A 22,466-nucleotide genomic window follows, 5' to 3' on the forward strand; every position below is an offset into this window, starting at 1 on the left:
ATCGCTAAAGAAAAGGCCGCCTTTCGGGGCGGCCTTTTTCGTTTGAGGTATCAGTCGATGTTTGCTCGACGCTCGTCAGGTCATACGAACGATCGCGATCTCACCTTCAACGGCACCCTGATAAGCCGATGCATGGGGCTCTTCGTCGGGCATGCCCTGCATCTCGCCGATCTGGTCCAGCTCGGCTTCGACATAGCCTTCGCGTGAAAGCGCCTCGAGTGCATTGCGCACGGCCGAATCGTCATCCGGCGCGACAAGAAGAACGTGCACTTCCTCCGACTCGCCGTCCTTCTGCATCCAGGCGCGACCCACGATAATCGTTACCGGCGGCGACTCATTGTCGTTCTCACCCGAATCTAGCTTCATGATTCTGCCCTTTCCTGGTTTTTGCGGTGCTTCCCGACCAGTCTAGCATTAAGAAAGCGGAAAGAATCCGAGATCGCGGCCTTCATGCGGGAAATTATCTTGCTCGATGGCGCGGATTCACCGCTCGTGAAGGACAAATCCCGGCGCAGCGGGGTTTCGGGGTTGACGGATGGTGACATGCGCAGTAGAAGCCGCCTCACAGAGCCGATGTGAGGGCTACCGCTTCGGGACGACACGTCCTGGACAATGTCCTCAAACAGGGTTCGTTTCTACGAGCGAATGACATTGCCGGCGCGCATGAGGCGGGAAACTGCTTCCTCTGCATTTGATTGGGCAAAGGCCGCGAGAGCGGTTTCTTGCCCGAAAACGCGTATGCTAACGGCGCTTGTATATGCCTGGAAACGGGCCCGAATGAGATAAGAGGACGACGGTTAATGCCTACCGTAAACCAGTTGATCCGCAAGCCGCGCATTGCGCCGGTGAAGCGCAACAAGGTACCGGCCATGCAGGCCAATCCACAGAAGCGTGGCGTCTGCACGCGCGTTTATACGACGACCCCGAAGAAGCCGAACTCGGCACTTCGTAAGGTTGCAAAGATCCGCTTGACCAATGGCTTCGAAGTCATCGGTTACATTCCGGGTGAGGGTCACAACCTTCAGGAGCACTCCGTGGTCATGATCCGCGGCGGCCGCGTGAAGGATCTTCCGGGTGTGCGTTACCACATCATCCGCGGCGTGCTCGACACGCAGGGTGTGAAGAACCGCAAGCAGCGTCGTTCGAAGTACGGCGCCAAGCGCCCGAAGTAAGCCAGGTCTGGTCAGGCAGCCTTTGGCGCCGACCTTTGATTGAGAGACAGAAGCTATGTCCCGTCGTCACAGTGCAGAAAAGCGCGAGATCAACCCGGATCCGAAGTTCGGTGATCTCGTCGTTACGAAGTTCATGAATGCCATCATGCTGCACGGCAAGAAGTCGGTTGCCGAGACCATCGTTTACTCGGCGCTGGATCAGGTTCAGAGCCGCACCAAGCAGGAGCCGGTCACCGTGTTCCGTCAGGCTCTCGACAACGTTGCGCCGCACGTCGAAGTGCGTTCGCGTCGTGTTGGTGGTGCGACCTACCAGGTTCCTGTCGATGTGCGCCCAGAGCGCCGTCAGGCTTTGGCTATTCGTTGGTTGATCACGGCTGCTCGCAACCGCAACGAGACCACGATGGTTGATCGTTTGTCGGGCGAGTTGATGGACGCTGCAAACAACCGCGGCACGGCTGTCAAGAAGCGTGAAGACACGCACAAGATGGCTGAAGCCAACCGCGCATTCGCGCACTACCGCTGGTAATCGGCGGAAGAGAGAGGCATTCCTATGGCCCGCGAATATAAAATCGAAGACTACCGTAACTTCGGCATCATGGCTCACATCGATGCTGGTAAGACGACGACGACCGAGCGCGTCCTTTACTACACCGGCAAGTCCCACAAGATCGGCGAAGTCCATGACGGCGCCGCTACGATGGACTGGATGGAGCAGGAGCAGGAACGCGGCATCACGATCACGTCGGCTGCGACCACGACCTTCTGGAAGGGTCGCGACGGCCAGATGCGCCGCTTCAACATCATCGACACGCCAGGCCACGTTGACTTCACGATTGAAGTCGAGCGCTCGCTGCGTGTTCTTGACGGTGCGATTGCTCTGCTGGACGCCAACGCTGGCGTTGAGCCGCAGACCGAGACCGTTTGGCGCCAGGCAGACAAGTATCATGTTCCGCGCATGATCTTCTGCAACAAGATGGACAAGATCGGCGCTGACTTCTATCGCTCGTATGAAATGATCGCGACCCGTCTTGGTGCGCAGGCTGTTGCCATGCAGCTGCCGATCGGTGCCGAGAACGAGTTCAAGGGTGTTGTCGATCTCATCGAGATGAACGCGCTTGTTTGGCGCGATGAAAGCCTGGGCGCTGCCTGGGATATCGTCGAGATCCCGGCCGATCTGAAGGATCGCGCTGAAGAATTCCGCGAGAAGTTGATCGAAGCCGCCGTCGAAATGGACGACGAGGCGATGAACGACTACCTCGAAGGCAAGATGCCGGACAACGACAAGATCCGTGCGCTGATCCGTAAGGGCACGATCGCGGTCAAGTTCTTCCCGATGTTCTGCGGTTCCGCCTTCAAGAACAAGGGCGTACAGCCGCTTCTGGACGCAGTCGTCGAGTATCTGCCGTCGCCGGCTGATGTGCCTGCAATCAAGGGCATCGATGCCAAAACGGAAGCAGAGATCGAGCGTCACGCTGACGACAACGAGCCGTTGTCGATGCTGGCCTTCAAGATCATGAACGATCCGTTCGTCGGTTCGCTGACCTTTGCTCGCATCTATTCGGGCAAGCTGACCAAGGGCACGTCGCTCGAGAACACCGTCAAGGGCAAGCGCGAGCGCATCGGCCGTATGCTGCAGATGCACTCGAACTCCCGTGAAGACATCGAAGAAGCCTATGCAGGCGACATCGTTGCTCTGGCCGGCCTCAAGGAAACCACCACGGGTGACACGCTCTGCGATCCCCTGAAGCCGGTTATCCTCGAGCGCATGGAATTCCCGGAGCCGGTCATCCAGATCGCGATCGAGCCGAAGACCAAGGGCGACCAGGAAAAGATGGGCCTCGCGCTCAACCGCCTGGCTGCAGAAGATCCTTCGTTCCGCGTCAAGACGGATGAAGAATCGGGTCAGACCATCATCGCCGGCATGGGCGAGCTTCACCTCGACATTCTCGTCGATCGCATGAAGCGCGAGTTCAAGGTCGAAGCGACTGTGGGTGCTCCGCAGGTTGCGTATCGTGAAACGATCACGCGTCGTACCGAGGAAGACTACACGCACAAGAAGCAGACCGGTGGTACGGGTCAGTTCGCTCGTGTGAAGCTGATCTTCGAGCCCAATCCGGATGGTGAAGAGTTCGTGTTCGAATCCAAGATCGTTGGTGGTGCAGTTCCCAAGGAATACATCCCCGGCGTTCAGAAGGGCATCGAGAGCGTTCTGTCCTCGGGTCCGGTTGCTGGCTTCCCGATGCTCGGCGTCAAGGCGACGCTGATCGACGGTGCCTTCCACGACGTCGACTCCTCGGTTCTCGCATTCGAAATCGCTTCGCGTGCCTGCTTCCGTGATGCGTCCAAGAAGGCTGGTGCACAGCTTCTCGAGCCGATCATGAAGGTCGAAGTCGTTACGCCGGAAGAATATGTCGGCAGCGTCATCGGTGACCTGAACAGCCGTCGCGGTCAGATCCAGGGTCAGGAAGCACGCGGCGTCGCCGTTGTGATCAATGCCATGGTTCCGCTGGCTAACATGTTCAAGTACGTCGACAACCTGCGCTCGATGAGCCAGGGACGTGCGCAGTACACGATGTTGTTCGATCACTATGAGCCGGTCCCGAATGCGGTGGCTCAGGAAATCCAGAAGAAGTTCGCGTAAAGCCCGCGCGCTTACGCCATCACCCATTGATGCCCCGGCGCGGGCAAGAAAGTTAGGAGAAGTCACATGGCTAAAGGTAAATTCGAGCGTAACAAGCCGCATGTGAACATTGGCACGATTGGTCACGTTGACCATGGCAAGACGTCGCTGACGGCTGCGATCACCAAGTACTTCGGTGAGTTCCGTGCGTATGACCAGATCGACGCTGCTCCTGAAGAAAAGGCACGCGGCATCACGATCTCGACGGCACACGTCGAATACGAGACGCCGAACCGCCACTATGCTCACGTTGATTGCCCCGGCCACGCCGACTACGTGAAGAACATGATCACCGGTGCCGCTCAGATGGACGGCGCGATCCTGGTTGTGTCGGCTGCCGACGGCCCGATGCCGCAGACCCGCGAGCACATCCTGCTCGCCCGTCAGGTCGGCGTTCCCTCGATCGTCGTGTTCCTGAACAAGGTCGACCAGGTCGACGACGCCGAGCTGCTCGAGCTGGTTGAGCTGGAAGTGCGCGAGCTTCTGTCGAAGAACGAATTCCCGGGCGACGACATTCCGATCGTCAAGGGTTCGGCACTGGCCGCTCTCGAAGATTCCAACAAGGAAATCGGCGAGAACGCCATCCGCAAGCTGATGGAAGAGGTCGACGCCTACATTCCGACGCCAGAGCGTCCGATCGACCAGCCGTTCCTGATGCCGATCGAAGACGTGTTCTCGATCTCGGGCCGCGGTACGGTTGTGACCGGTCGCGTCGAGCGCGGCATCATCAAGGTCGGTGAGACCGTTGAGATCGTCGGCATCCGCGACACCTCGTCGACGACGGTGACGGGCGTTGAAATGTTCCGCAAGCTGCTCGATCAGGGCCAGGCTGGCGACAACATCGGCGCACTGGTTCGCGGCGTTGATCGTGAAGGCGTCGAGCGCGGTCAGGTTCTGGCCAAGCCGGGTTCGGTGAAGCCGCACAAGAAGTTCAAGGCCGAAGCCTACATCCTGACGAAGGAAGAGGGTGGCCGTCACACGCCATTCTTCACGAACTACCGCCCACAGTTCTACTTCCGCACGACGGACGTGACGGGCATCGTGTCCTTGGCTGAAGGCACCGAGATGGTGATGCCTGGCGACAACGTGACGGTCGACGTTGAGCTGATCGTTCCGGTCGCCATGGAAGAAAAGCTGCGCTTCGCTATCCGCGAAGGCGGCCGCACCGTCGGCGCCGGCGTCGTCGTCGCTATCACCGAGTAATAGGCACGGGCTTTAGTCCCGCGGCAAAGTGGCCGCGGGAGCTAAGCGCAAGGAAGTGACGCAATGAACGGACAAAATATCCGCATCCGCCTGAAAGCGTTCGACCATCGTGTACTCGACGCTTCCACGCGCGAGATCGTGTCGACGGCGAAGCGCACCGGTGCGAATGTACGTGGCCCAATCCCGCTGCCGACCCGCATCGAGAAGTTCACCGTGAACCGCTCGCCGCACATCGACAAGAAGAGCCGCGAACAGTTCGAGATGCGCACCCATAAGCGCCTTCTCGACATCGTCGATCCCACTCCGCAGACGGTTGATGCGCTGATGAAGCTCGATCTCGCCGCTGGCGTGGATGTTGAGATCAAGCTTTAAGAGGCTTTCGCGACAGGTTTGTGACGCCCTTTGCGGCTCCAGACCTGAGGAAGAACGAGAGGCGTGACGGCTGCGGCCGACAGCGAACTCTGAAGGAAACGAACCGATGCGTTCAGGTGTAATTGCACAGAAGTTGGGGATGACGCGCATCTACAACGATGCCGGCGAGCATGTGCCCGTGACGGTTCTCCGCATGGAGAACTGCCAGGTAGTCGCTCAGCGCACCCAGGAAAAGAACGGCTACACGGCGGTGCAGCTCGGCGTCGGCCTTGCCAAGGTGAAGAACACCTCCAAGGCACTGCGCGGCCATTTTGCAACCGCTTCCGTTGAGCCGAAGGCCAAGGTCGCCGAGTTCCGGGTCACCCCTGAGAACCTGCTCGACATCGGCGCCGAAATCACGGTCGAGCATTTCGTTGCCGGCCAGAAGGTCGACGTTACGGGAACCTCGATTGGTAAGGGTTTCCAGGGCGTCATCAAGCGTCACAACTTCGGTGGTGGCCGCGCTACTCACGGTAACTCGGTTTCGCACCGCGTTCACGGCTCGACTGGTCAGCGCCAGGATCCGGGGAAGGTGTTCAAGGGCAAGAAGATGGCCGGCCACATGGGCGACGTTCGCGTCACCACCCAGAATGTGGAAGTCGTCTCGACCGATACCGATCGTGGCCTGATCCTGATCCGCGGTGCGGTTCCGGGTTCCAAGGGCGCCTGGATCATGGTTCGCGATGCGGCCAAGGTTTCGTTGCCAGACAATGCGCCGAAGCCGGCTGCAATCCGCGCCGCTGCCCAGGCTTCCAATGAAGCTCCGGCTACTGAAGGGGCCGAATAATGGATCTGACGGTCAAAACTCTTTCCGGCGGTGAAGCCGGTCAGCTCTCGCTGAACGAGGGCATTTTCGGACTGGAGCCGCGCGAAGACATCGTGGCTCGCGTTGTTCGCTGGCAGCTCGCAAAGCGCCAGCAGGGCACGCACCAGGCCAAGGGCCGTGCGGAAATCTCCCGCACCGGTGCCAAGATGTACAAGCAGAAGGGTACGGGCCGCGCTCGTCACTCCTCGGCACGCGCTCCGCAGTTCCGCGGCGGTGGTAAGGCTCACGGCCCGGTTTCCCGCAGCCATGAGCATGAACTGCCGAAGAAGGTTCGTGCGCTCGGTTTGAAGCATGCGCTGTCGGCGAAGGCCAAGGCATCCAACCTGATCGTCATCGACGATCTGGCTGTTCAGGATGCAAAGACCAAGGCGCTGATCGCGAACTTCGCGGGTCTCGGCCTGACCAACGCTCTGTTCATTGGTGGCGCTGAGCTGGACCAGAACTTCGCCCGGGCTGCCTCGAACATCCCGAACATCGACGTTCTGCCGATCCAGGGCATCAACGTCTACGACATCATGCGCCGCGGTACGCTCGTCCTTTCGAAGTCGGCCGTGGAAGCTCTCGAGGAGCGCTTCAAATGACGGACCTGCGCCACTACGACGTAATCGTCAGCCCGGCGATCACCGAAAAGTCGACTATGGCTTCCGAACAGAACCAGGTCGTCTTCAACGTCGCCAAGAAGGCGACTAAGCCTGAGATCAAGGCAGCGATCGAGTCGCTGTTCGGCGTCAAGGTGACGGCAGTGAACACCCTGGTCCGCAAGGGCAAGGTCAAGCGCTTCCGTGGCACCATCGGTCGTCAGAGCGACGTCAAGAAGGCTGTTATCACCCTGGCAGACGGCGACACGATCGACGTCTCGACGGGTCTATAAGTAGGCCGGAAGGACAAGAACAATGGCACTCAAGTCTTATAACCCGACGACGCCGAGCCAGCGCCAGCTGGTCATCGTTGATCGCTCCGGGCTCTACAAAGGCAAGCCGGTTAAGGCTCTGACCGAAGGTTTGACCAAGAGCGGCGGCCGAAACAACTACGGTCGTATCACGGCTCGCTTCATCGGCGGCGGTCACAAGCGTACCTATCGTCTGATCGACTTCAAGCGTCGCAAGTTCGACGTTTCGGGCACGATCGAGCGTCTGGAATACGATCCGAACCGCACCGCGTTCATCGCGCTGGTGAAGTACGACGACGGCGAACTGGCTTACATCCTGGCTCCGCAGCGCGTTGCTGCCGGCGACAAGATCATTGCCGGCGCAACCGCCGACGTGAAGCCAGGCAATGCAATGCCGCTGCAGGCAATGCCGGTCGGCACGATCATCCACAATGTGGAGCTCAAGCCGGGCAAGGGCGGTCAGATCGCTCGTTCCGCCGGATCCTACGCCCAGCTGGTCGGTCGCGATCAGGGCATGGCGATCCTGCGCTTGAACTCCGGTGAACAGCGCATTGTGCACGGCTCGTGCATGGCAACCGTCGGCGCCGTGTCCAACCCGGACCACGGCAACATCAATGACGGTAAGGCTGGTCGTACCGTTTGGCGTGGCAAGCGTCCGCATAACCGCGGTGTTGTCATGAACCCGGTTGACCACCCGCATGGTGGTGGTGAAGGCCGTACGTCCGGTGGTCGTCATCCGGTGTCCCCATGGGGCAAGCCGACCAAGGGCAAGAAGACGCGGTCCAACAAGTCGACCGATAAGTTCATCATGCGCTCGCGCCACCAGCGCAAGAGCTAAGGTAGAGGTACGACAGTGACCCGTTCAGTCTGGAAAGGCCCGTTCATTGATGGCTTTCTTCTCAAGAAGGCCGACAAGGTTCGTGAAGGCGGCCGCAACGAGGTGATCAAGATGTGGAGCCGCCGCTCCACCATCCTGCCGCAGTTTGTCGGCCTCACCTTCGGTGTTTACAACGGCCAGAAGCACATTCCCGTCAACGTGTCGGAAGACATGGTTGGCCACAAGTTCGGCGAGTTCTCTCCGACCCGTACTTATTACGGTCACGGAGCGGACAAGAAGGCGAAGAGGAAATAACGATGGGCAAGGCCAAAGCTCCGCGCCGGCTTGCTGATAACGAGGCGCGCGCCGTTCTGCGCACCATTCGCATCAGCCCGCAGAAGCTGAACCTGGTTGCTGCGCTGATCCGCGGCAAGAAGGTGCAGGCTGCGCTTGCCGATCTTGAATTCTCGCAGAAGCGTATTGCCGGCACCGTCAAGAAGACGTTGGAATCGGCGATCGCCAATGCCGAGAACAACCACGATCTCGATGTCGACGCCCTGGTTGTTGCCGAGGCTTATGTCGGCAAGTCGATCGTGATGAAGCGTTTCCATACCCGTGGCCGCGGTCGCGCCAGCCGCATCGAAAAGCCGTTCGCGCACCTGACGATCGTGGTTCGCGAAAAGGAAGAGAAAGTGGAGGCCGCCTGATGGGCCAGAAAATCAACCCGATCGGTCTGCGCCTCGGCATCAACCGCACCTGGGATTCGCGTTGGTACGCGAACACCGGTGAGTACGGGCAGCTGCTGCACGAAGACATCAAGATCCGTAAGTATCTGATGAACGAGTTGAAGCAGGCCGCGATCTCGAAGGTTGTGATCGAGCGCCCGCACAAGAAGTGCCGCGTAACGATCTACGCTGCTCGTCCAGGCCTGATCATCGGCAAGAAGGGCGCGGACATCGAAAAGCTTCGCAAGAAGCTGATGGAGATGACCAAGTCCGAAACGCACCTCAACATCGTTGAAGTGCGCAAGCCGGAAACGGATGCTACGCTGGTTGCCCAGTCGATCGCGCAGCAGCTCGAGCGTCGTATCGCTTTCCGTCGTGCTATGAAGCGTGCCGTTCAGTCGGCAATGCGTCTGGGCGCCGAAGGCATCCGCATCAACTGCGCGGGTCGTCTGGGCGGTGCTGAAATCGCTCGCATGGAATGGTACCGCGAAGGTCGCGTTCCGCTGCACACGCTGCGCGCCGATGTTGATTATGGCACGGCTGAAGCCCATACGGCTTACGGCATCTGCGGCGTGAAGGTCTGGGTCTTCAAGGGTGAGATCCTCGAACACGATCCGATGGCTTCCGAGCGCCGCGCAGCCGAGGCTGAACAGCCTTCGAGCAACCGCCGCCGCGAACACGCGTAAGCTGGTCGCTTTAGAGAATTTGGAGTAGAGAACAATGCTGCAGCCAAAGCGCACAAGGTTCCGCAAGCAGTTCAAGGGCCGCATCCACGGCCTGGCCAAGGGTGGTACCGACCTGAACTTCGGTGGCTTTGGCTTGAAGGCTTTAGAGCCGAATCGCGTCACCGCACGTGAGATCGAGGCGGCCCGCCGCGCGATCACGCGTGAGATGAAGCGTCAGGGTCGCGTCTGGATCCGAGTGTTCCCGGATCTGCCGGTGACCTCGAAGCCGACTGAAGTTCGTATGGGTAAGGGTAAGGGCGCTGTTGACTATTGGGCGTGCCGGGTTAAGCCGGGCCGCGTGATGTTCGAGATCGACGGTGTTTCGGAAGATATCGCACGTGAGGCTCTTCGCCTTGGTGCTGCCAAGCTTTCGGTTAAGACCCGCTTCATCCAGCGCATCGCAGAATAAGGAAGGGCGAGGATCATGAAGACCGCCGATGTCCGGGCGATGAGCCAGGACCAGATGAACGACAAGCTGGCCGACCTCAAGAAGGAGCAGTTCAACCTGCGCTTCCAGAAGGCAACCGGTCAGATGGAAAAGACCGCGCGGGTCAAGCAGATCCGCCGCGACATCGCCCGGATCAAGACGATCGCCGCCGAGAAATCGGCTGGTCAGAAGGCATAAGGAAGAAAACCATGCCGAAGCGCGTCATGCAGGGCACTGTCGTCAGCGACAAGAACGAGAAGACCGTTGTCGTAAAGGTGGAGCGTCGCTTCACCCATCCGGTGATGAAGAAAACCGTCCGTCTGTCGAAGAAGTACAAGGCTCACGACGAAAACAATGCCCACAAGGTTGGCGATATTGTTTTCATTCAGGAGTCGGCACCAATCTCGCGCGACAAGCGCTGGGTGGTGATCGCTTCCGAAGAAGCGAACTAGAAACGTTTTGACAAGCCGGGGAGGGTATTAGGCCTTCCCGAGATAGAAAAGAAAAAGGCGGCCAGTCATGATTCAGATGCAGTCGAACCTCGACGTGGCGGATAATTCCGGTGCGCGTCGCGTCATGTGCATCAAGGTGCTGGGCGGCTCGAAGCGGAAGTACGCATCCGTCGGCGACGTTATCGTCGTATCGATCAAGGAAGCGATCCCGCGTGGCCGCGTAAAGAAGGGTGACGTGATGAAGGCCGTCGTGGTTCGCACCGCGAAGGACATTCGCCGTCCCGATGGCAGCGTGATCCGCTTCGATAAGAATGCGGCCGTGCTGATCGACAACAAGAAAGAGCCGATTGGCACGCGTATCTTCGGACCGGTTCCGCGCGAATTGCGCGCCAAGAACCACATGAAGATCATCTCGCTCGCGCCAGAAGTGCTCTGAGGAGAACGGACCAATGAACAAGATCCGCAAAGGCGACAACGTCGTCGTTCTCTCGGGCAAGGACAAGGGCCGCAGCGGCGAAGTCCTTCAGGTCATGCCGAAGGACGATAAGGCTGTTGTTCGCGGCGTGAACATGGTGCGCAAGCACCAGAAGCAGACCCAATCGCAGGAAGGCGGCATCATCTCGAAAGAGGCGCCGATCCACCTGTCCAACATTGCGCTCGCCGATCCCAAGGACGGCAAGCCGACGCGCGTCGGTTTCGACATCCGTGACGGCAAGAAGGTGCGCATCGCCAAGCGCTCGGGAGATGTCATCAATGGCTGAGCAGCAGTACAAGGCGCGTCTTAAGTCCCTTTACCAGGACACGATCCGCGCGTCGCTCCAGGAGCAGTTCAACTACTCCAACGAAATGCAGATCCCGCGCCTGGACAAGGTCGTGATCAACATGGGCGTCGGCGAAGCCACGGCCGACTCCAAGAAGCCTTCGGTTGCTGCCGAAGATCTCGCGATGATCGCCGGCCAGAAGGCTGTCGTGACCCGCGCGCGCACTTCGATCGCCGGCTTCAAGGTTCGTGAGAACATGCCGATCGGCGCCAAGGTTACGCTTCGCAAGGAGCGCATGTATGAGTTCGTCGACCGTCTGGTCACGATTGCTCTGCCGCGCGTCCGCGATTTCCGTGGCCTGAACCCCAAGAGCTTCGATGGCCGTGGCAACTTCGCCATGGGCATCAAGGAACACATCGTATTCCCCGAGATCAACTACGACAAAGTTGATCAGGTTTGGGGAATGGACATCATCGTTTGTACGACTGCAAAGACGGATGACGAAGCACGGGCTCTTTTGAAGGCCCTGAACTTCCCGTTTCGCCAGTAACGGCAGCGAGCAAAGGAAAATCTGAAATGGCAAAGACCAGCTCAGTCCAGAAAGACAAAAAGGTCCGCAAGATTGTGGCTCGCTACGCTGAGAAGCGTAAGGAGCTCAAGGACATCATCATGGACCAGGATCGTCCGATCGAAGAGCGTTTCCGCGCGCAGCTCAAGCTTGCCGCGCTTCCGCGCAATTCCTCGAAGGTTCGCATCCATAACCGTTGCGAAGTGACTGGCCGTCCGCACGCCTATTACCGCAAGCTGCGCATGTCGCGTATCGCACTGCGCGATCTGGGTTCCGTGGGCGCGATCCCCGGCCTGGTCAAGTCGAGCTGGTAAGGAGAGACAGTTATGTCCATGACCGATCCTCTCGGCGATATGCTGACCCGCATCCGCAACGCACTCGGCCGTCGCAAGCTCACGGTTTCCACGCCGTCTTCGCGTCTGCGCATGCGCGTTCTGGATGTTCTGAAGTCCGAAGGCTATATCCGCGATTACTCCGTATCCGAATTCGAGAACGGCAAGTCCGAGATCGAGATCGAGCTGAAGTACCACGAAGGTGCTCCGGTTATTCGCGAGATCAGCCGCGTTTCAAAGCCTGGCCGCCGCGTCTACGTTTCGATGAAGACGATCCCGCACGTGGCCAACGGCCTCGGCATCTCGATCCTGTCGACGCCGAAAGGCGTGATGGCCGATCACGAGGCGCGCGAGCAGAACGTCGGCGGCGAAATCCTCTGCCAGATCTTCTGATCGGCGGACAAGAACAACGAGGACAAGACCAATGTCTCGTATTGGCAAGAAACCGGTTCCGGTGCCTCAGGGCGTGACCGCCGACGTGAACGGCCAGACCGTCACGGCGAAGGGACCAAAGGGCGAGCTCAAGTTCGTCGTCAACGACGAAGTGCTCGTCAAGTCGGAAGGTGGCGAGATTTCGGTCCAGCCGCGCGACGACTCGAAGGATGCGCGCTCCAAGTGGGGCATGTCGCGTACGCAGATCGTCAACATCCTGACGGGTGTGAAGGACGGTTTCGAGCGTCGTCTCGAAATCACGGGCGTTGGTTATCGCGCCACCATGCAGGGCAAGAACCTGCAGTTGGCTCTTGGCTTCAGCCACGACGTGGTTTACGAGACGCCTGCCGGAATCACCATTGCGACGCCGAAGCCGACGGAAATCGTCGTCACCGGCATCGACAAGCAGGTTGTCGGCCAGGTTGCTGCCGAAATTCGCGAGTATCGCGGCCCCGAGCCTTACAAGGGCAAGGGCGTTCGTTATGCCGGCGAGCGGATTGTCCGCAAGGAAGGCAAGAAGAAGTAAGGATCGCCGGTTATGGCTAATAAGGTTGCTCTTAAGAAGCGCGCCGCCCGCATCCGTCGCCAGATCAAGGCGGTTGCCGGCGAACGTCCGCGCCTTTCCGTTCATCGCTCGTCGAAGAACATCTACGCACAGGTCATCGACGATGCCAACGGCCACACGCTGGCCGCTGCATCGACCCTCGAGAGCGATCTCAAGGGTTCGCTGAAGACCGGTGCCGATACGGCTGCTGCCGCTGCCATTGGCAAGCTGGTTGCCGAGCGCGCCGCGCAGGCAGGTGTGACCCAGGTCGTGTTCGACCGCGGTGCCTACATCTTCCACGGCCGCGTCAAGGCCCTGGCAGAAGCCGCTCGCGAAGGCGGTCTCAGCTTCTAATCTGAGTTTTTCACCCCGGCCTGCGCTCGTCGCAGGCCGGATTTTGTCAACTGTGCTTCCGGAAAAGAACAAAGGAACAGGATATGGCACAAGAACGCAGGGACGGCGGTCAGCGCCGCGACCGCGAAGAGCGCGATGACGGTTTCGTCGACAAGCTCGTACACATCAACCGCGTTGCTAAAGTCGTAAAGGGTGGTCGCCGTTTCGGTTTCGCTGCTCTCGTCGTCGTTGGTGACCAGAAGGGTCGCGTTGGCTTCGGTCACGGCAAGGCACGCGAAGTGCCGGAAGCGATCCGCAAGGCTACCGAAGCTGCAAAGCGCGATCTGATCTTCGTGCCGCTGCGCTCGGGCCGTACGCTTCACCATGACGTTGAAGGCCGCCACGGTGCTGGCCGCGTTCTCCTCCGCGCCGCCAAGGCTGGTACCGGCATCATCGCCGGTGGTCCGATGCGCGCTGTGTTCGAGACGCTCGGCATGCACGACGTGGTCGCCAAGTCGATGGGCTCCTCGAACCCATACAACATGGTTCGCGCCACGTTCGACGCGCTGAAGAGCCAGGTTCATCCGAAGGACGTTGCTGCCGCTCGCGGTATCAAGTTCGCCACTCTGCAGTCGCGTCGCGGCTCGGCCGTGACCGTTGACGAGTAAGGAGCGCGATCATGGCTAATGAAAGCGGTAAGACGCTGGTTGTCGAGCAGATCGGCAGCCCCATCCGCCGTCCGAAGGAGCAGCGCGCGACGCTGATTGGTCTCGGACTGAACAAGATGCATCGCCGCAGCACGCTGCAGGATACGCCTTCCGTGCGTGGCATGATCGCCCGTGTTCAGCATCTCGTCCGCGTTGTGGACGAGGCCTGAGCGCCAGGAGAGGTCACATGAAACTCAACGAGATCAAGGACAACGAGGGCTCCACGCATTCGCGTAAGCGCCTCGGTCGCGGTATCGGCTCGGGCACCGGCAAGACCGGTGGTCGTGGTGTCAAGGGTCAGAAGGCCCGTTCCGGCGTCGCCATCAACGGCTTCGAAGGCGGTCAGATGCCGCTGTATCGTCGCCTGCCGAAGCGCGGCTTCAACAATCTCTTCGCAAAGAGCTTCAACGCTGTATCGCTCGGCCGTATTCAGGCTGCTGTTGATGCTGGCAAGCTCTCGGCCGACGAGACTGTTACGGGTGCCGCGCTCATCAAGGCTGGCGTGATTCGCCGTGCCAAGGACGGCGTTCGGGTGCTTAGCGACGGCGAACTGACGTCGAAGCTTTCCTTCGATGTTGCCGGTGCCAGCCAGTCGGCGCGCGAAAAGATCGAAAAGGCCGGCGGTTCGCTGAAGCTTCCGGAAGCAGCCGCCGAGTAAGCGACAAGAGGTCACTGATCCAGGTGTGAACTTGGATCAGGCCTCGCTTGCATCTTTTCCTGCCGGAGCCTATTTCGGGACTTCGGCAACACGCGGCGCCCGCTCTGTCGGGCGCCTTGTTGCGTAAGGAAGCGCCTTCTGGGCGTCAGCGGAGTTTTTCCCCATGGCATCTGCCGCAGAGCAGCTCGCATCCAATCTGAATTTCGCTGCCTTCGCCAAGGCCGAGGATCTGAAACGCCGAATCTGGTTTACGATCGGCGCACTGCTTGTTTACCGCCTCGGCACCTATATCCCGATGCCGGGCATCAACCCGACAGCCTTTGCTCAGGCTTTCCAGCAGCAATCCGGCGGCGTGCTGGGCATGTTCAACATGTTTGCTGGCGGCGCTGTCGAGCGCATGGCAATTTTCGCCCTCGGCATCATGCCATATATTTCCGCTTCCATCATCGTGCAGCTCATGACCTCGGTTATTCCGAGCCTTGAAGCGCTGAAGAAGGAAGGCGAGCAGGGCCGCAAGGTCATTAATCAGTACACCCGCTACGGAACGGTGCTTCTGGCGACCGTTCAGGCCTACGGCATTGCCGTTGGCCTCGAGGGCGGTGCCAACCTGGTTGCCGATCCGGGCTGGTTCTTCCGCGTTTCGACCGTCATCACCTTGCTTGGCGGCACCATGTTCCTGATGTGGCTTGGTGAGCAGATCACCGCACGCGGCATCGGTAACGGTATTTCGCTGATCATCTTCGCGGGCATCGTGGCAGGCCTTCCGCGCGCTCTGAGCGGCACGCTGGAGCTTGGACGCACCGGCGCCTTGTCGACCGGCTTGATCCTGGCGATCCTGGTTCTGGCTGTCGTCGTCATCGCCGTGATCGTGTTCTTCGAGCGCGCCCAGCGTCGCTTGCTGATCCAGTATCCGAAGCGTCAGGTCGGCAATCGCATGTTCCAGGGCGATACATCGCATCTGCCGCTGAAGCTTAACACCGCCGGTGTGATTCCTCCGATCTTCGCATCGTCCTTGCTGCTTCTGCCGGCAACCGCTGCAGGCTTTACGGACACGACGACGCTTCCCTCATGGGCAAGCAGCGTGTTGGCAGCGCTCGGACATGGTCAGCCGCTTTACATGCTGGCCTATGCCGCACTGATCATCTTCTTCTGCTTCTTTTACACGGCAATCGTTTTCAATCCGAAGGACACGGCCGATCAGCTGAAGAAGCATTCAGGCTTCATTCCGGGCTACCGTCCGGGTGAGCGGACCGCCGACTACATCGATTATGTGCTGACTCGCATTACGGTTGTCGGTGCGATCTACATCACCTTGGTTTGCCTTCTGCCTGAGTTCCTGATCTCGGCAACCGGCGTACCGTTCTACCTTGGTGGCACGTCGCTGCTGATCGTAGTCAGCGTGACGCTCGATACGGTTGCTCAAATTCAGGGGCACTTGATCGCGCATCAGTATGAGGGTCTGATCAAGAAATCGAAGCTGCGTGGAGGAAAGAGGGGACGATGAGGCTGATTCTGCTTGGGCCGCCGGGGGCGGGTAAAGGCACGCAAGCGCAGCGACTTGTTGAACGTCACGGTATTCCGCAGCTTTCCACGGGGGACATGCTGCGGGCCGCTGTGAAGGCGCAGACGGAAATCGGCCTTCGCGCCAAGTCCGTCATGGACGCCGGCCAGCTCGTGTCGGATGAGATCGTCAATCAGATCGTGTCCGAACGGGTCGACGAGGTGGATTGCGCCAACGGGTTCATTCTCGATGGGTTTCCCCGCACGGTGCCTCAGGCGCAGGCCTTGAACGCCATTCTTGAAGGCAAGGGCCTCTCGCTCGATGCCGTGATCGAGCTCAAGGTTGATGAAGAGGCTCTGATGAGCCGCATCGAGAAGCGTGTTGCGGATACGATCGCCGCCGGTGGCACTGTTCGGGCCGACGACAATGCCGAATCGTTTGGCAAGCGTCTCGAGGAATACCGTGCCAAGACTGCTCCGCTTTCGGCCTATTATGCAGAGACCGGCCAGTTGCGCGTGATCGATGGCATGGCTGACATGGACGTCGTGACGGCTGAGATCGAGAAGATCGTAGCGCCGGCCAAGCATTAACGGTGCTTTGAGACACGTTAAGGGCCGGGAGTTGACGCGGCTGCCATAGCGGACTATAGCGACGCGTCTCCATCTAAACAATGGGTTGATGAGCTGCTCGGCGTTTGCCGGTCGCTCATGACTTTTTGGAAGACCCCGCAAGGGCCGGCCTCCACCGGACGCGGGACAACAACAATGCCGGCTTCGCCGGCGCACATGGAGTGACCATTATGGCACGTATCGCCGGCGTTAATATTCCGACCAACAAGCGCGTTGTTATTGCGCTTCAGTACATTCACGGCATCGGCAAGCATTTTGCCCAGGAAATCGTCGAGAAGGTCGGCATTCCGGCTGAGCGCCGCGTAAACCAGTTGACGGACGCTGAAGTTCTGCAGATCCGCGAAGCGATCGACCGCGACTACCAGGTTGAGGGCGATCTGCGCCGCGAAACCTCGATGAACATCAAGCGCTTGATGGATCTCGGTTCTTATCGCGGCCTGCGTCATCGTCGTTCGCTGCCGGTTCGCGGTCAGCGTACGCACACGAATGCGCGCACCCGCAAGGGTCCTGCCAAGGCAATTGCCGGCAAGAAGAAGTAATCGCAGAACGACTGAATGGCTGCACGGATTGCCTGTTTCGCAGCGCAGTTCGTGCATTCCAAAGGTGGAGCCGCTGGCATTACGGCGGCGTAGAGATCAATAAGAAAGGACTACCATGGCTAAGGAAGCCGGTCGCGTTCGCCGTCGCGAACGTAAGAACATTTCTTCGGGCGTCGCCCACGTCAATTCGACCTTCAACAACACAATGGTGACGATTACCGACGCACAGGGCAATGCGATTGCCTGGTCGTCGGCTGGTGCGCAGGGCTTCAAGGGCTCGCGCAAGTCCACGCCGTTCGCTGCCCAGATGGCTGCTGAAGATTGCGCAAAGAAGGCGCAGGAACACGGCATGCGCACGCTGGAAGTTGAAGTGTCCGGTCCGGGTTCGGGTCGTGAGTCAGCACTGCGCGCTTTGCAGGCTGCTGGTTTCACCATCACCTCGATCCGCGACGTGACGCCGATCCCGCACAATGGCTGCCGCCCGCGCAAGAAGCGCCGCGTCTAAGCCGCACAGAATGATCCTCGAATGCGCCGGGCTGTTGCCTGGCGCTTCGTAGTTTCCGAACCGATGATTGCCACGATTGGATGGTGGCAACGAGGAAGGACCAATCAATGATCCAGAAGAACTGGCAAGAACTGATCAAGCCGAACAAGGTCGAGTTCTCTTCGAAGAACAAGACCCTGACGACGCTTGTTGCCGAGCCGCTCGAGCGCGGTTTCGGTTTGACGCTGGGCAACGCCCTTCGTCGTGTTCTCTTGTCGTCGCTGCGCGGCGCGGCTGTGACCGCAGTGCAGATCGATGGCGTGCTGCATGAATTCTCGTCGATCCCCGGCGTTCGCGAAGATGTCACCGACATCGTCCTGAACATCAAGGAAATCGCGATCCGCATGGAAGGCGACGGCCCCAAGCGCATGGTTGTTCGCAAGTCCGGACCGGGTACGGTCACGGCTGGCGACATCCAGACGGTTGGCGATGTCGAGATCCTGAACCCGGATCACGCGATCTGCACCCTCGACGAGGGCGCCGAGATCCGCATGGAGTTCACGGTTGATACCGGCAAGGGCTATGTTCCTGCCGATCGCAACCGCGCCGAAGACGCTCCGATCGGCCTCATTCCGGTCGACAGCCTGTACTCGCCTGTGAAGAAGGTGTCGTACAAGGTCGAGAACACGCGTCATGGTGAAGAGCTCGACAAGGACAAGCTCACCATGTCGATTGAAACCAATGGTTCGATCACCGGTGAAGACGCTGTCGCTTTCGCAGCCCGCATTCTGCAGGACCAGCTCGGCCTGTTCGTCAATTTCGACGAGCCGCAGAAGGAGCAGGTTTCCGAGCAGGTCACCGAACTTGCTTTCAACCCATCGCTTCTCAAGAAGGTCGACGAGCTGGAACTGTCGGTGCGTTCGGCAAACTGCCTGAAGAACGACAACATCGTTTACATCGGCGACCTCATCCAGAAGTCGGAAGCAGAAATGCTGCGCACTCCGAACTTCGGCCGCAAGTCGCTCAACGAGATCAAGGAAGTGCTGGCCGCTATGGGTCTGCATCTCGGTATGGAAGTTCCGGATTGGCCTCCGGAAAACATCGAAGATCTCGCCAAGCGTTACGAAGACCAGTATTAAAAACCACAACAGCCCAGGGAGCGCGCAGCGCTTCCGGCTTCAACCCTAAAGGAGATTAGCCATGCGTCATGGACGTGCCCATCGCCGGCTCAATCGGACCCACAGCCACCGCAAGGCGCTGTTCACCAACATGGCGGCATCGCTGATCGAACACGAGCAGATCGTGACGACCCTGCCAAAGGCAAAGGAGCTTCGCCCGATCGTGGAGAAGCTCGTGACGCTCGGCAAGCGTGGTGATCTCCATGCACGCCGCCAGGCAATCGCTGCGATCGGTAGCGAGACCATGGCCAAGCGCCTGTTCGACACGATCGCTCCGCGCTACGCCACCCGCAACGGCGGCTACCTGCGCATCATGAAGGCTGGTTTCCGTCATGGCGACAATGCCGCCATGGCCGTGATCGAGTTCGTTGATCGCGACGTTTCTGCCAAGGGTGCTGCCGATCGTGCGCGTCACGAAGCAGAATTGGCTGAGCAGGACAACGAAGCCGCTTGATCGGCTTTGATCGTCAGACATGAGAAAGGAGCCGAAAGGCTCCTTTTTTGTTTCTGAACGAGCGGTGCCGGCGCTCCTTGGTGGAAGTGCCGGGCGGAAGGCTTACATAAAGCCGGCTTGGTTCTAGGAATTGTTCGATGGCTTTGAGATCCCGTTCGGCGCTGGTCGCGTCCGTGCTTGTAGCAGCGCTCGGCTTAGGCTCTGTCGCGATGGCACAGGAAGAGCAGGGCGGTTTGCGCTCGCTGCTGGGTGATCTGATGGGGAGCAAGGAGCCTGAGGCCCAAGCTTCGCAGCAACCGGAGCCGAACGAACCCGCGCCAGCGCACGCGGCACCGGATCCGCAGCGCCGTGTGCCGTTTGGACAAGCTGAACTTCAGCTGTCCTATGCACCACTCGTGAAAACCACGGCTCCGGCCGTCGTCAACGTGTATGCGTCGCGCAAGCCGCGTGGCGTTCCGTCACCGTTTGCGGGCGATCCCTTCTTTGAACAGTTCTTCGGCCGGCAGCTGCCGCCGCGAGCGCAGTCGGCGCTTGGATCGGGTGTGATCGTGGACGGTAGTGGCCTGATCGTCACGAACAACCACGTCATCAAGGACGCCGATGAGGTCAAGGTCGCGCTTGCCGATGGTCGTGAGTTCGAAAGCAAGATCCTGCTCAAGGACGAATCGCTCGATCTTGCTGTGCTGAAGATCGACGGAACGGAATCCTTTCCGGTGATCAAGGTCGGTGATTCCGAAGCGCTTGAGGTTGGTGATCTCGTGCTCGCGATCGGCAACCCGTTTGGCGTCGGCCAGACAACGACGAGCGGCATCGTGTCGGCGCTTGCGCGCACGCATATCGGCGTCAGCGACTTCGGCTTTTTCATTCAAACGGATGCCGCGATCAATCCGGGCAACTCCGGCGGCGCGCTGATCGATATGCGCGGCAACCTGATCGGCATCAACACGGCGATTTACAGCCGGTCGGGTGGATCGATCGGCATCGGCTTTGCGATTCCTTCCAACATCGTGAAAGCCGTGGTCGCGTCGGCCAAGGCCGGCAATGATTATTTCGAGCGCCCCTTTATCGGCGCGACGTTCGATCCGGTCACGGCGCCGGTCGCGGAAGCGCTCGGCATGCCCCGTCCTTCCGGTGCATTGGTGTCGAACGTTTATGCCGAAGGCCCGGCCGAGAAGGCTGGGCTGCGACCGGGTGACGTCGTGGTCGCGATGGACGGTTCGCCGGTGGAAAGCCCCGACGGAATGGGCTACCGCCTTGCAACGCTGGAGATCGGCGCGACCGTGACCGTCAATGTGCTGAGAAGCGGCAAGGAAGTCACGCTGCCGGTGGAACTGGTCCGTGCGCCCGAAAGCGAGACCGGTGAGGTCGACATCGACGGTGACAGCCCGCTGTCGGGTGCAAAGATCGCCGAACTGTCTCCGGGCCTGGCGCAGCGCCTGAACCTGCCCATCACGAGCACCGGTGTGATCATCCTCGATGTGGCGTCGCGCTCGCCTGCTGCGCAGGTCGGCTTTCGCCGCAATGATATTGTGCGCGAACTGAACCAGCAGCCGATCAAGACCGCGTCTGATTTGATTGCCCTGACGAAGGGGGGCAGCCGGTATTGGCGCATCGCCATCGAGCGTGATGGTCGCATCATCCAGCAGACGCTGCGCTACTGATGTCGGATCTGTTCGGCACTAACGATCCAGCGCCTTCCAAGGCTGAAGCGGCACGGCCGCTGGCCGACCGCATGCGTCCGCAAACGCTCGGCGAGGTCGTGGGGCAGGAGCATATCACCGGCGAAGACGGCGTTCTGACCCGCATGATTGCTTCTGGAACGCTAGGCTCCATGATCTTCTGGGGACCGCCGGGAACCGGAAAGACAACGGTCGCGCGGTTGCTCGCAAACCAGACCAACTTTGCGTTCGAGCAGATTTCCGCTGTGTTTTCCGGTGTCGCAGACCTGAAGAAAGTGTTCGACGCCGCGCGCCTGCGCCGCAGCAATGGACGTCAGACGCTGCTCTTCGTGGACGAGATCCATCGTTTCAACCGGGCGCAGCAGGACTCGTTTCTGCCAGTGATGGAAGACGGCACGGTGGTGCTGATCGGCGCCACGACGGAGAACCCGTCTTTCGAGCTCAATGCAGCGCTTTTGTCCCGCGCGCGTGTTCTGACCTTCAAGGCGCACACGGAAGACAGCATCGGCAAGCTGTTGGATCGCGCCGAGAGCCTGGAAGCGCGCCCGCTGCCGCTGGACGAGGATGCACGCGCCATGCTGGTGCGCATGGCCGATGGGGATGGTCGTGCGTCGCTGACCCTTGCGGAAGAGGTCTGGCGTGCTGCCAAGCCAAGCGAAGTGTTTGATCCGGAAGGTTTGGTCCGCATCGTTCAGCGCCGTGCCCCGGTTTACGACAAGAGCCAGGATGGTCACTACAACCTGATTTCGGCGCTGCATAAGTCGGTGCGTGGGTCGGATCCCGATGCGGCACTGTATTATCTCTGCCGCATGTTCGATGCCGGCGAGAACCCGCTTTATATCGGACGCCGCCTGGTTCGCATGGCTGTGGAAGATATTGGTCTCGCCGATCCTCAGGCGTTGGTGATCACCAACGCAGCCAAGGACGCCTATGATTATCTTGGTTCGCCGGAAGGTGAGCTGGCCCTGGCACAGGCCTGCGTTTATCTGGCGACGGCACCGAAGTCGAACGCGGTTTACACGGCGTTCAAGGCGGCGATGAACACGGCAAAGGACAACGGCTCTCTGATGCCGCCGAAGCTGATCCTCAACGGATCGACCAAGCTGATGAAGCAAGAAAATTATGGTGATGGCTATGCCTATGACCATGATCAGCCTGATGCTTTCTCGGGCCAGAACTATTTCCCTGATCGGCTGGGACGTCAGACCTTCTATGAGCCGGTGGACCGGGGTTTTGAAAGGGAAATCCGCAAGCGTCTGGATTATTGGGAGAAGCTGCGCGCCTCCCGCAGGTAAGTGTTGGGAGGATTGAGGAAATCGACCGGGTATTGGAAGGGCTGA

General features: G+C 59.7%; 34 protein-coding genes. 33 read left to right on the forward strand and 1 reads right to left on the reverse strand.

Features of this window, described 5'->3' with window-relative positions; translation table 11 throughout:
- Window positions 1-75: 75 nt before the first annotated feature.
- Complete coding sequence (locus JYU29_RS06550) at window positions 76-366, reverse strand: transcriptional regulator (RefSeq protein WP_213983880.1); 291 nt, start codon at window positions 364-366, stop codon at window positions 76-78.
- A gap of 434 nt (window positions 367-800) precedes the next feature.
- Between JYU29_RS06550 and rpsL the strand changes: the two genes are divergently transcribed.
- From rpsL to JYU29_RS06715, 33 genes are all read left to right on the forward strand, one after another.
- Window positions 801-1,172 carry a 30S ribosomal protein S12 gene (gene rpsL / locus JYU29_RS06555; RefSeq protein ID WP_008837709.1) on the forward strand — a complete coding sequence of 124 codons (372 nt, stop codon included), beginning with the start codon at window positions 801-803 and terminating at the stop codon, window positions 1,170-1,172.
- Between the two features lie 55 nt (window positions 1,173-1,227).
- Window positions 1,228-1,698, forward strand: a complete 471-nt coding sequence (rpsG, locus tag JYU29_RS06560; protein WP_189501722.1) for a 30S ribosomal protein S7 — start codon at window positions 1,228-1,230, stop codon at window positions 1,696-1,698.
- Window positions 1,699-1,722: 24 nt separating this feature from the next.
- The gene (gene fusA, locus JYU29_RS06565) at window positions 1,723-3,813 is read left to right on the forward strand and encodes an elongation factor G (RefSeq protein WP_213983881.1); all 2,091 of its coding nucleotides are present in this window, start codon (window positions 1,723-1,725) and stop codon (window positions 3,811-3,813) included.
- A 66-nt stretch (window positions 3,814-3,879) separates the two neighbouring features.
- Window positions 3,880-5,055, forward strand: coding sequence for an elongation factor Tu (gene tuf, locus JYU29_RS06570; protein ID WP_213983872.1), 1,176 nt, complete (start codon window positions 3,880-3,882; stop codon window positions 5,053-5,055).
- A 63-nt stretch (window positions 5,056-5,118) separates the two neighbouring features.
- Window positions 5,119-5,427, forward strand: a complete 309-nt coding sequence (rpsJ, locus tag JYU29_RS06575) for a 30S ribosomal protein S10 (RefSeq protein WP_007066362.1) — start codon at window positions 5,119-5,121, stop codon at window positions 5,425-5,427.
- 106 nt (window positions 5,428-5,533) lie between these two features.
- The gene (gene rplC, locus JYU29_RS06580; RefSeq protein WP_213983882.1) at window positions 5,534-6,253 is read left to right on the forward strand and encodes a 50S ribosomal protein L3; all 720 of its coding nucleotides are present in this window, start codon (window positions 5,534-5,536) and stop codon (window positions 6,251-6,253) included.
- Window positions 6,253-6,873, forward strand: coding sequence for a 50S ribosomal protein L4 (gene rplD / locus JYU29_RS06585; RefSeq protein ID WP_213983883.1), 621 nt, complete (start codon window positions 6,253-6,255; stop codon window positions 6,871-6,873). The genes rplC and rplD overlap by 1 nt, the downstream gene beginning before the upstream one ends.
- Complete coding sequence (locus JYU29_RS06590) at window positions 6,870-7,163, forward strand: 50S ribosomal protein L23 (protein ID WP_189501729.1); 294 nt, start codon at window positions 6,870-6,872, stop codon at window positions 7,161-7,163. The genes rplD and JYU29_RS06590 overlap by 4 nt, the downstream gene beginning before the upstream one ends.
- A gap of 22 nt (window positions 7,164-7,185) precedes the next feature.
- Window positions 7,186-8,019 carry a 50S ribosomal protein L2 gene (rplB, locus tag JYU29_RS06595; RefSeq protein ID WP_213983884.1) on the forward strand — a complete coding sequence of 278 codons (834 nt, stop codon included), beginning with the start codon at window positions 7,186-7,188 and terminating at the stop codon, window positions 8,017-8,019.
- Window positions 8,020-8,034: 15 nt separating this feature from the next.
- Entirely contained in the window at window positions 8,035-8,313 is a 279-nt protein-coding gene (gene rpsS, locus JYU29_RS06600; protein WP_213983885.1) for a 30S ribosomal protein S19, read from the forward strand.
- 2 nt (window positions 8,314-8,315) lie between these two features.
- Entirely contained in the window at window positions 8,316-8,705 is a 390-nt protein-coding gene (rplV, locus tag JYU29_RS06605) for a 50S ribosomal protein L22 (RefSeq protein WP_189501734.1), read from the forward strand.
- On the forward strand, window positions 8,705-9,409 hold the full coding sequence (gene rpsC / locus JYU29_RS06610; protein ID WP_213983886.1) for a 30S ribosomal protein S3: 705 nt from the start codon (window positions 8,705-8,707) through the stop codon (window positions 9,407-9,409). The genes rplV and rpsC overlap by 1 nt, the downstream gene beginning before the upstream one ends.
- 34 nt (window positions 9,410-9,443) lie before the next feature.
- Complete coding sequence (gene rplP, locus JYU29_RS06615) at window positions 9,444-9,857, forward strand: 50S ribosomal protein L16 (RefSeq protein ID WP_213983887.1); 414 nt, start codon at window positions 9,444-9,446, stop codon at window positions 9,855-9,857.
- Between the two features lie 15 nt (window positions 9,858-9,872).
- Window positions 9,873-10,073 carry a 50S ribosomal protein L29 gene (rpmC, locus tag JYU29_RS06620; RefSeq protein ID WP_213983888.1) on the forward strand — a complete coding sequence of 67 codons (201 nt, stop codon included), beginning with the start codon at window positions 9,873-9,875 and terminating at the stop codon, window positions 10,071-10,073.
- 11 nt (window positions 10,074-10,084) lie between these two features.
- Window positions 10,085-10,327: a 30S ribosomal protein S17 gene (gene rpsQ / locus JYU29_RS06625; protein WP_213983889.1), complete on the forward strand. Its 243-nt coding sequence runs from the start codon at window positions 10,085-10,087 to the stop codon at window positions 10,325-10,327.
- Between the two features lie 67 nt (window positions 10,328-10,394).
- Complete coding sequence (rplN, locus tag JYU29_RS06630) at window positions 10,395-10,763, forward strand: 50S ribosomal protein L14 (RefSeq protein WP_209336929.1); 369 nt, start codon at window positions 10,395-10,397, stop codon at window positions 10,761-10,763.
- A 13-nt stretch (window positions 10,764-10,776) separates the two neighbouring features.
- Entirely contained in the window at window positions 10,777-11,088 is a 312-nt protein-coding gene (rplX, locus tag JYU29_RS06635) for a 50S ribosomal protein L24 (RefSeq protein ID WP_213983890.1), read from the forward strand.
- Complete coding sequence (rplE, locus tag JYU29_RS06640) at window positions 11,081-11,638, forward strand: 50S ribosomal protein L5 (protein ID WP_213983891.1); 558 nt, start codon at window positions 11,081-11,083, stop codon at window positions 11,636-11,638. Before rplX ends, rplE begins: the two co-directional genes overlap by 8 nt.
- 26 nt (window positions 11,639-11,664) lie before the next feature.
- The gene (gene rpsN, locus JYU29_RS06645; protein WP_213983892.1) at window positions 11,665-11,970 is read left to right on the forward strand and encodes a 30S ribosomal protein S14; all 306 of its coding nucleotides are present in this window, start codon (window positions 11,665-11,667) and stop codon (window positions 11,968-11,970) included.
- A gap of 12 nt (window positions 11,971-11,982) precedes the next feature.
- Window positions 11,983-12,381 carry a 30S ribosomal protein S8 gene (rpsH, locus tag JYU29_RS06650; RefSeq protein ID WP_213983893.1) on the forward strand — a complete coding sequence of 133 codons (399 nt, stop codon included), beginning with the start codon at window positions 11,983-11,985 and terminating at the stop codon, window positions 12,379-12,381.
- 31 nt (window positions 12,382-12,412) lie between these two features.
- The gene (gene rplF / locus JYU29_RS06655) at window positions 12,413-12,946 is read left to right on the forward strand and encodes a 50S ribosomal protein L6 (protein WP_213983894.1); all 534 of its coding nucleotides are present in this window, start codon (window positions 12,413-12,415) and stop codon (window positions 12,944-12,946) included.
- Between the two features lie 12 nt (window positions 12,947-12,958).
- Entirely contained in the window at window positions 12,959-13,318 is a 360-nt protein-coding gene (gene rplR, locus JYU29_RS06660) for a 50S ribosomal protein L18 (RefSeq protein ID WP_213983895.1), read from the forward strand.
- 83 nt (window positions 13,319-13,401) lie between these two features.
- The gene (gene rpsE, locus JYU29_RS06665; RefSeq protein ID WP_213983896.1) at window positions 13,402-13,965 is read left to right on the forward strand and encodes a 30S ribosomal protein S5; all 564 of its coding nucleotides are present in this window, start codon (window positions 13,402-13,404) and stop codon (window positions 13,963-13,965) included.
- A gap of 11 nt (window positions 13,966-13,976) precedes the next feature.
- Complete coding sequence (gene rpmD, locus JYU29_RS06670) at window positions 13,977-14,174, forward strand: 50S ribosomal protein L30 (protein ID WP_213983897.1); 198 nt, start codon at window positions 13,977-13,979, stop codon at window positions 14,172-14,174.
- Window positions 14,175-14,191: 17 nt separating this feature from the next.
- Entirely contained in the window at window positions 14,192-14,662 is a 471-nt protein-coding gene (gene rplO, locus JYU29_RS06675) for a 50S ribosomal protein L15 (RefSeq protein ID WP_213983898.1), read from the forward strand.
- A 163-nt stretch (window positions 14,663-14,825) separates the two neighbouring features.
- Window positions 14,826-16,166 (forward strand): preprotein translocase subunit SecY, encoded by a 1,341-nt coding sequence (secY, locus tag JYU29_RS06680; RefSeq protein WP_213983899.1) that lies wholly within the window; start codon window positions 14,826-14,828, stop codon window positions 16,164-16,166.
- On the forward strand, window positions 16,163-16,753 hold the full coding sequence (locus tag JYU29_RS06685; protein ID WP_213983900.1) for an adenylate kinase: 591 nt from the start codon (window positions 16,163-16,165) through the stop codon (window positions 16,751-16,753). Before secY ends, JYU29_RS06685 begins: the two co-directional genes overlap by 4 nt.
- Window positions 16,754-16,962: 209 nt before the next feature.
- Window positions 16,963-17,331 carry a 30S ribosomal protein S13 gene (gene rpsM, locus JYU29_RS06690; RefSeq protein ID WP_213983901.1) on the forward strand — a complete coding sequence of 123 codons (369 nt, stop codon included), beginning with the start codon at window positions 16,963-16,965 and terminating at the stop codon, window positions 17,329-17,331.
- A 115-nt stretch (window positions 17,332-17,446) separates the two neighbouring features.
- Complete coding sequence (gene rpsK, locus JYU29_RS06695; protein ID WP_213983902.1) at window positions 17,447-17,836, forward strand: 30S ribosomal protein S11; 390 nt, start codon at window positions 17,447-17,449, stop codon at window positions 17,834-17,836.
- A 107-nt stretch (window positions 17,837-17,943) separates the two neighbouring features.
- Window positions 17,944-18,954 carry a DNA-directed RNA polymerase subunit alpha gene (locus JYU29_RS06700; protein ID WP_189501772.1) on the forward strand — a complete coding sequence of 337 codons (1,011 nt, stop codon included), beginning with the start codon at window positions 17,944-17,946 and terminating at the stop codon, window positions 18,952-18,954.
- A 61-nt stretch (window positions 18,955-19,015) separates the two neighbouring features.
- Entirely contained in the window at window positions 19,016-19,447 is a 432-nt protein-coding gene (gene rplQ, locus JYU29_RS06705) for a 50S ribosomal protein L17 (protein ID WP_189501774.1), read from the forward strand.
- Between the two features lie 137 nt (window positions 19,448-19,584).
- Window positions 19,585-21,108 (forward strand): DegQ family serine endoprotease, encoded by a 1,524-nt coding sequence (locus tag JYU29_RS06710; protein ID WP_213983903.1) that lies wholly within the window; start codon window positions 19,585-19,587, stop codon window positions 21,106-21,108.
- Complete coding sequence (locus tag JYU29_RS06715) at window positions 21,108-22,421, forward strand: replication-associated recombination protein A (protein ID WP_213983904.1); 1,314 nt, start codon at window positions 21,108-21,110, stop codon at window positions 22,419-22,421. Before JYU29_RS06710 ends, JYU29_RS06715 begins: the two co-directional genes overlap by 1 nt.
- Window positions 22,422-22,466: the final 45 nt, after the last annotated feature.

It is taken from the genome of Tianweitania aestuarii (genome assembly GCF_018457165.1).
Lineage (GTDB): Bacteria > Pseudomonadota > Alphaproteobacteria > Rhizobiales > Rhizobiaceae > Tianweitania > Tianweitania aestuarii.

Coding starts and splice junctions, on each gene's coding strand:
- JYU29_RS06550 (WP_213983880.1), bottom strand. CDS start 366: ATGAAGCTAGATTCGGGTGAGAACGACAATGAGTCGCCGCCGGTAACG.
- rpsL (WP_008837709.1), top strand. CDS start 801: ATGCCTACCGTAAACCAGTTGATCCGCAAGCCGCGCATTGCGCCGGTG.
- rpsG (WP_189501722.1), top strand. CDS start 1,228: ATGTCCCGTCGTCACAGTGCAGAAAAGCGCGAGATCAACCCGGATCCG.
- fusA (WP_213983881.1), top strand. CDS start 1,723: ATGGCCCGCGAATATAAAATCGAAGACTACCGTAACTTCGGCATCATG.
- tuf (WP_213983872.1), top strand. CDS start 3,880: ATGGCTAAAGGTAAATTCGAGCGTAACAAGCCGCATGTGAACATTGGC.
- rpsJ (WP_007066362.1), top strand. CDS start 5,119: ATGAACGGACAAAATATCCGCATCCGCCTGAAAGCGTTCGACCATCGT.
- rplC (WP_213983882.1), top strand. CDS start 5,534: ATGCGTTCAGGTGTAATTGCACAGAAGTTGGGGATGACGCGCATCTAC.
- rplD (WP_213983883.1), top strand. CDS start 6,253: ATGGATCTGACGGTCAAAACTCTTTCCGGCGGTGAAGCCGGTCAGCTC.
- JYU29_RS06590 (WP_189501729.1), top strand. CDS start 6,870: ATGACGGACCTGCGCCACTACGACGTAATCGTCAGCCCGGCGATCACC.
- rplB (WP_213983884.1), top strand. CDS start 7,186: ATGGCACTCAAGTCTTATAACCCGACGACGCCGAGCCAGCGCCAGCTG.
- rplV (WP_189501734.1), top strand. CDS start 8,316: ATGGGCAAGGCCAAAGCTCCGCGCCGGCTTGCTGATAACGAGGCGCGC.
- rpsC (WP_213983886.1), top strand. CDS start 8,705: ATGGGCCAGAAAATCAACCCGATCGGTCTGCGCCTCGGCATCAACCGC.
- rplP (WP_213983887.1), top strand. CDS start 9,444: ATGCTGCAGCCAAAGCGCACAAGGTTCCGCAAGCAGTTCAAGGGCCGC.
- rpmC (WP_213983888.1), top strand. CDS start 9,873: ATGAAGACCGCCGATGTCCGGGCGATGAGCCAGGACCAGATGAACGAC.
- rpsQ (WP_213983889.1), top strand. CDS start 10,085: ATGCCGAAGCGCGTCATGCAGGGCACTGTCGTCAGCGACAAGAACGAG.
- rplN (WP_209336929.1), top strand. CDS start 10,395: ATGATTCAGATGCAGTCGAACCTCGACGTGGCGGATAATTCCGGTGCG.
- rplX (WP_213983890.1), top strand. CDS start 10,777: ATGAACAAGATCCGCAAAGGCGACAACGTCGTCGTTCTCTCGGGCAAG.
- rplE (WP_213983891.1), top strand. CDS start 11,081: ATGGCTGAGCAGCAGTACAAGGCGCGTCTTAAGTCCCTTTACCAGGAC.
- rpsN (WP_213983892.1), top strand. CDS start 11,665: ATGGCAAAGACCAGCTCAGTCCAGAAAGACAAAAAGGTCCGCAAGATT.
- rpsH (WP_213983893.1), top strand. CDS start 11,983: ATGTCCATGACCGATCCTCTCGGCGATATGCTGACCCGCATCCGCAAC.
- rplF (WP_213983894.1), top strand. CDS start 12,413: ATGTCTCGTATTGGCAAGAAACCGGTTCCGGTGCCTCAGGGCGTGACC.
- rplR (WP_213983895.1), top strand. CDS start 12,959: ATGGCTAATAAGGTTGCTCTTAAGAAGCGCGCCGCCCGCATCCGTCGC.
- rpsE (WP_213983896.1), top strand. CDS start 13,402: ATGGCACAAGAACGCAGGGACGGCGGTCAGCGCCGCGACCGCGAAGAG.
- rpmD (WP_213983897.1), top strand. CDS start 13,977: ATGGCTAATGAAAGCGGTAAGACGCTGGTTGTCGAGCAGATCGGCAGC.
- rplO (WP_213983898.1), top strand. CDS start 14,192: ATGAAACTCAACGAGATCAAGGACAACGAGGGCTCCACGCATTCGCGT.
- secY (WP_213983899.1), top strand. CDS start 14,826: ATGGCATCTGCCGCAGAGCAGCTCGCATCCAATCTGAATTTCGCTGCC.
- JYU29_RS06685 (WP_213983900.1), top strand. CDS start 16,163: ATGAGGCTGATTCTGCTTGGGCCGCCGGGGGCGGGTAAAGGCACGCAA.
- rpsM (WP_213983901.1), top strand. CDS start 16,963: ATGGCACGTATCGCCGGCGTTAATATTCCGACCAACAAGCGCGTTGTT.
- rpsK (WP_213983902.1), top strand. CDS start 17,447: ATGGCTAAGGAAGCCGGTCGCGTTCGCCGTCGCGAACGTAAGAACATT.
- JYU29_RS06700 (WP_189501772.1), top strand. CDS start 17,944: ATGATCCAGAAGAACTGGCAAGAACTGATCAAGCCGAACAAGGTCGAG.
- rplQ (WP_189501774.1), top strand. CDS start 19,016: ATGCGTCATGGACGTGCCCATCGCCGGCTCAATCGGACCCACAGCCAC.
- JYU29_RS06710 (WP_213983903.1), top strand. CDS start 19,585: ATGGCTTTGAGATCCCGTTCGGCGCTGGTCGCGTCCGTGCTTGTAGCA.
- JYU29_RS06715 (WP_213983904.1), top strand. CDS start 21,108: ATGTCGGATCTGTTCGGCACTAACGATCCAGCGCCTTCCAAGGCTGAA.